We start from the raw sequence: 4,740 nt of genomic DNA, 5'->3' as shown, positions 1-4,740 counted from the left end.
TGCGGCGCGGCGACGTCACAAGACTCCGGAAGTGGTCGAACCCGCACGTCCGAAAACCCGCCGCTGGCGTCCCTCACCTGGTCTGACCGTATATCTGCTCGTCGTCCTGCTGGCCGCTACTGCTGGAGTCGCCGCCCACCGCAACAATCAGCTCGCGCAAGCGCTGCTCGAGCGCGCTGTGGCGCTTCCCCGTGAAGACGCGCGCGCGCTCGTCGAGCGGGCGGCAGCGCTCACGCCACAGAGCTCCGCCGTCTGGGTGTGCGCGGGACGTATCCGGCAAGGCGGTGTGCAGGAACCGATGGATGTGCGCCAGCAGGCCTTTCCGGACTTCGACCGCGCGATCTCGCTGAACCCGTGTGACCACCATGCCCTGCTCGAGCGGGCAGAGCTGAACAAGGAGTCGATGCGGCCGCAGGAAGCCCTCGCAGATGCGACGGAGGCGGCGATCTACGACGACTCCGCGGAAGCCACGGCCCGCGTGGGCATGTTGCGGTTCGGCCTCGACCAGTACGAGGATGCGCGCCAGCTGCTGCTTACAGCGGCGACGCTCGACCCCACCTCGGAAGACGCGCTCTTCCACCTGGTATACGCCGACCTGTGCACCCATCGGCTGCAGGACGCCCGTGATCACGCCCAGGCCTATCTCTCGCTCCCGGCACCGCGCCGACCGGTGCCCGTGGGCCTCATCGGATGGTGCGCCTCCCGCCTGCTCGACCAGGCCGACGCGGGCACCTTTCTCGAGTCGGCTTCCTCGAAATGGGGCCGCGACGGGGAATGGCCGGGCATCCTGCTGCGCTACTACCAGGGAAGGGTGAGCCGCGAGGCCCTCGACCAGGCAAGAGACCCGGGCACGCTCGCCGTGCAGCGCCTCACCTTCGAGGGGCTGCACGACGTGGTTGAAGGCGACATGCGCCACGGCATTCAAACGCTCGAGCAGGCCGCGGCGCTGAGGCACACCCCTGGCGCCCTCGACGGAGAGCTGGCCTCCGGAGCGCTGCGCTGGCTCGGTCCAGCCTCTGGCGGAGGACGCTTTCAAGCCCCGGAGACAAGTCGCCCGATGCCCCTCACCGTGCCCCCCCCGTGACAGATGTGTGCGCTTCGGGTATCATGGCGTCATGCGCAAACGCTCCGACCTGCTCTGGCTGCTGCTCGTGCTCGCGTTCATCGGCCTGCTCTGCCGGTACGCCCCCCGCGAGACCCCTCCCGCGCTCACCATCGGGGGGGTCGGCGTCGGCATGACGAAGCCGGCGATTGAACGTGTGCTGGGGCAGGCGGTGCGCGTCGACGAGACAGAAGAAGGCACGCGGCACGTCTTCGCTCTTGGGGGCACGCAAGGAGCACAGCGAACCGACGCAAACTCAGTGGGCGTGTGGTTCGACGGCGACGTGAGCCGCATGGTGCAAGGCCCTGTGCTCGAGAAGGACGGCAAGCACCTCTTGTCGCGGGGGCAGGCACGCCAGCGCACGGAAGCGCTGCTTGGAGAGCCCCCATCACGGTCTGTGCACGCCGCGCCGGTCCCCTTTGAAGACATGACCTACCCTCGCTTCGGCCTCACCGTCTCCAATGACGGGACGCGTCACAACGAGGCGGTCTTCGCCTTTACCCTCACCGCGGCGCCCTGACTCACTTCCCCGTCGCGGGCGCCGTGGGGATGAGCTTGAGCTGCACCAGCGCATCTTCGAGATCGCGCGCCTGCATGACGCACCCCGGGATGTTGGGATGGTGGGTGTCCTGCAGCAGTTCGGTGATGTTGGACACATTGTCCCATTTGGCCTGGATGTCGATGCTGGGGTAACCGTGCTCCGCCGCGTACATGCCCACCACGTCTTGATGGTGCTGCCCGCGATGGTCGAGCAGGAACGGCAGGTAGAACACGACCTTGGTGTCGTGGGCGCGCACGAATGCGCACAGCCGATCGAGCCCCGCGTACATGACCTTGGGATCGTTCTGCCAGTCGACCCCGGGCGCCTTGCGCGCCGCGGCCGCGTCGACGCTGCTCGAGCTGTAGTTGATCTCGCGGCGCAGCCAGAGGTAGAAATCGCTCTTGAACAGCTGCCGACGCAGCCACTTGAAGGCGTCATACTTCATCACGCCGCCCTCGTACATCTGCACGATCTCGGCGTTCGCGTGGGTGAACTCGGCGACGATGAGATCAGGCTTCCAGATGTCGTAGAGCTCCTCGAGCACGGCGACATTCTGCTGAATCGAGTAGCCGTTCACAGCGCCGTTCTTCACCCGCCAGAGGCGCCCCGGAAATCGCCGTTGCAGGTCGCCCCGCATCACGAACTCGTAGGTGTACTTCTCGGGGAGATCGTTGCCCGCGGAGATGGAGTCGCCCAGGCAGAGGATGCGAAACTCCCCGGGCTGCCGGGGCCCCGGGTCGTCGATGCCCTTGAGGCCATGGCTGTCGCTGTAGTAACGCGCAGCATCGGCGTAGGGATTGAAGCTCCAGTGGCGCGTCGGATGGGGGTACATGGCGTTGCTTCCGCGGAAGGGACCGATGCGTATCTGCATGCCCCATTCGACGTAGAACAGGCCCGCCATGACCACGAGCATCTGCGCGATGGCCATGAAGGCGACTGACGGCGGACCGTTCCAGCGCGCAACCAGAAGCATGAGCACCTGAAGCGCCGCCAGCGCGACCAGCAACCCGAGCAGGGCCTGAACGGCAAAGTACGCCAGGATGGGCCGAAGCCCAGGATTCGACGGGGGGAACGAGGCCAGCCCCTCGTACGATTCGTTCGCGCGCACCCAGGTCGGCGAGATGTCGCGCAGCCACGACTGCCCCCACAGCGCAACGGCGACGATGGCTCCCATGAGCAGCACGGCATTGATGATGAGGGTCGCTGCGGGGGTGGTGGATGCGCGCGCGCGCCGCCCCGTGGTGGAAGCGGCGCTGCCTTCGTCCTGCGCGGGAGGGGGGGACGGCGCTGCGGCGCCGCTGTTGGCCTCGATGCCCATGCGATCCGGCTTCAACGTCTTCCTGGTGATGTCCTCCGAACGCTCGCCACGCTCTGCTTCTCAAACCCCTGCTGCTGTGCTATGATTCGGAATGCGCGGCCCAGACGCATCTCCGCGGCTGGCCCGAAGGCGAGATGTCGCCGGCGCGCATCGCTGAGACGTCGAGAACCTTCCACCGCAGAGATCCGAGGAGCCCACCGTGAGAAGAGTCGTCCTGCTCGTACTCGCCAACCTGCTCGCCTTCGCGCTGCTCCGATCAACCGCCTCGAGCGCGCACTCGTTCACGCACACCCAGGCCGCTGTAAGATCGCAGATCGACGCAGTGCGTTGCTCGTCGAGCGAGCTCGCCGTGCGCGACATCGGCTGGGCGCGCGATCTGAACACCGCCTTCCCCCTGGCACGCGCATCGGGAAGGCCGGTGTTCGTCGTCACCGGCGACGGCGACCTCTGTACGGGCCGTGTCTGAAGCGGCGTAGCAGACTCGAGGGGCGTGTTCCTCTCGAAACCCCAGACCATCGAGACGCTCAACGCGTACTTCATTCCGTGCTTCGTCGATTTCGTGAACACCGACCCGGAGAGCCGTGACTGGTATCTCCGCCTCCGTGCCCGCTTCTATGAGCGGCGCCGTGACTTCAACTATCGGGGCGGCCCCCAGCTCTGGATCATCTCCCCAGAGGGCGAGCCGGTGGCCGGCTTCCACGTCGAGGACGTGGAAGCACACGCCGAAAAGGTGGAGAAGGTCATCAACCAGGTCGTTGCCGACATGCATCACGCGCCTGGCGCCCCCCTGGCGAGATATGTGCCCGGCGTGCTCGAGAACATGGAGCCGGACGACATCGCCCTGCACGTCTCCGCCCGCTTCCTGCTCGACGGCGACCTGAAGAGCCAGGAACCGCGCGTGGTCGCGTCATTGAACTACGACGTGCCGCCGATTCCCGCTCCTCCACCGCCGTCGAAGCTCCTCTTCAGCATTCGGGTCAAGAGCCCCATCGACGACTGGTGCGTGCTGTCGCACGCCCAGGAAGAATCGATGCTGCCGCCCGCAGGAGCAAAGCGAGGGGCGACCTATGACATCCCCGCCGACGTGGTGGCAAGGCTCGTGCGTCACATGTGCCCTCCCACGACCAACTTCGACCTCGCCGGCGCGGTTCTCGAGTCGTCGCTGCGCGGCAGCGTGAGCGAGACAGGCCCCGAGACGCGTGTGCTGCTGAGCGGTCGCTACGCCTGCGAGCACCAGCTCTGGCACGGCAAGGACAAGAACGTGGCCGAAGCCAACGTCACCGGCTACCTCACCTTCACCCCCTCGAGTCGACGGCTCACGGCTTTCGGCCTCGTCACCGATCCCGGCATCTACGGCGACCACAAGGGGCTGCGCGTCCCCTTCTCGGCCACTGCCGAGCTCTGGACAGGCTATCACGGCAAGGTGGCCCGACGTGCCCCGCTCCCCCCTCATCTGCCGGTGAGCGACCCGAAGAGCGGAGAGTTCCCGCAGCAGCCCGGCGGGCCCAGCGACCTGCAAGGCAAGCAATTCACCCCGCCGCCGTTCAAATGGCCGCCGCTCGCGAGCCCGAGCATCGCTCCCTGACCTTCCGCGCACCCGCCGTGCTCTGTGCGCAGCGCGCGCGACGGCCCGCGTCGGGCACCTGAAGGAGAACCCCGCGGTTCTCAGGAAGCACAACCCATCACGTCGTCTTGCTGGAGAGCCCGTACAATGACCGAAGACAAGAGCGCCACGTCGAACCCGGCCCCGAATGAGCAGGAGAAGCCCTCAGGAGGCGA

General features: G+C 66.9%; 6 protein-coding genes. 4 read left to right on the top strand and 2 right to left on the bottom strand.

Features of this window, described 5'->3' with window-relative positions; translation table 11 throughout:
• Nucleotides 1-73 precede the first annotated feature (73 nt).
• Entirely contained in the window at nucleotides 74-280 is a 207-nt protein-coding gene (locus EB084_19780; GenBank protein ID NDD30505.1) for a hypothetical protein, read from the bottom strand.
• 18 nt (nucleotides 281-298) lie between these two features.
• Here EB084_19780 and EB084_19775 point away from each other — a divergent pair, with 18 nt between their 5' ends.
• Nucleotides 299-1,084, top strand: a complete 786-nt coding sequence (locus EB084_19775) for a hypothetical protein (protein ID NDD30504.1) — start codon at nucleotides 299-301, stop codon at nucleotides 1,082-1,084.
• Between the two features lie 7 nt (nucleotides 1,085-1,091).
• Complete coding sequence (locus tag EB084_19770) at nucleotides 1,092-1,622, top strand: hypothetical protein (protein ID NDD30503.1); 531 nt, start codon at nucleotides 1,092-1,094, stop codon at nucleotides 1,620-1,622.
• Nucleotide 1,623: 1 nt separating this feature from the next.
• Here EB084_19770 and EB084_19765 read toward each other — a convergent pair whose 3' ends face one another.
• On the bottom strand, nucleotides 1,624-2,961 hold the full coding sequence (locus tag EB084_19765) for an SGNH/GDSL hydrolase family protein (GenBank protein ID NDD30502.1): 1,338 nt from the start codon (nucleotides 2,959-2,961) through the stop codon (nucleotides 1,624-1,626).
• 199 nt (nucleotides 2,962-3,160) lie between these two features.
• On the opposite strand from EB084_19765, the gene EB084_19760 reads away from it, so the two are divergent.
• Both EB084_19760 and EB084_19755 read left to right on the top strand, forming a co-directional pair.
• A complete protein-coding gene (locus EB084_19760; GenBank protein ID NDD30501.1) occupies nucleotides 3,161-3,427 on the top strand; it encodes a hypothetical protein in 267 nt (88 codons plus the stop codon).
• A gap of 24 nt (nucleotides 3,428-3,451) precedes the next feature.
• On the top strand, nucleotides 3,452-4,546 hold the full coding sequence (locus EB084_19755) for a hypothetical protein (GenBank protein NDD30500.1): 1,095 nt from the start codon (nucleotides 3,452-3,454) through the stop codon (nucleotides 4,544-4,546).
• Nucleotides 4,547-4,740 lie beyond the last annotated feature (194 nt).

The sequence above is a fragment of the Pseudomonadota bacterium genome (assembly GCA_010028905.1).
Lineage (GTDB): Bacteria > Vulcanimicrobiota > Xenobia > RGZZ01 > RGZZ01 > RGZZ01.
This window is presented reverse-complemented; position numbering and strand designations above follow the sequence as displayed.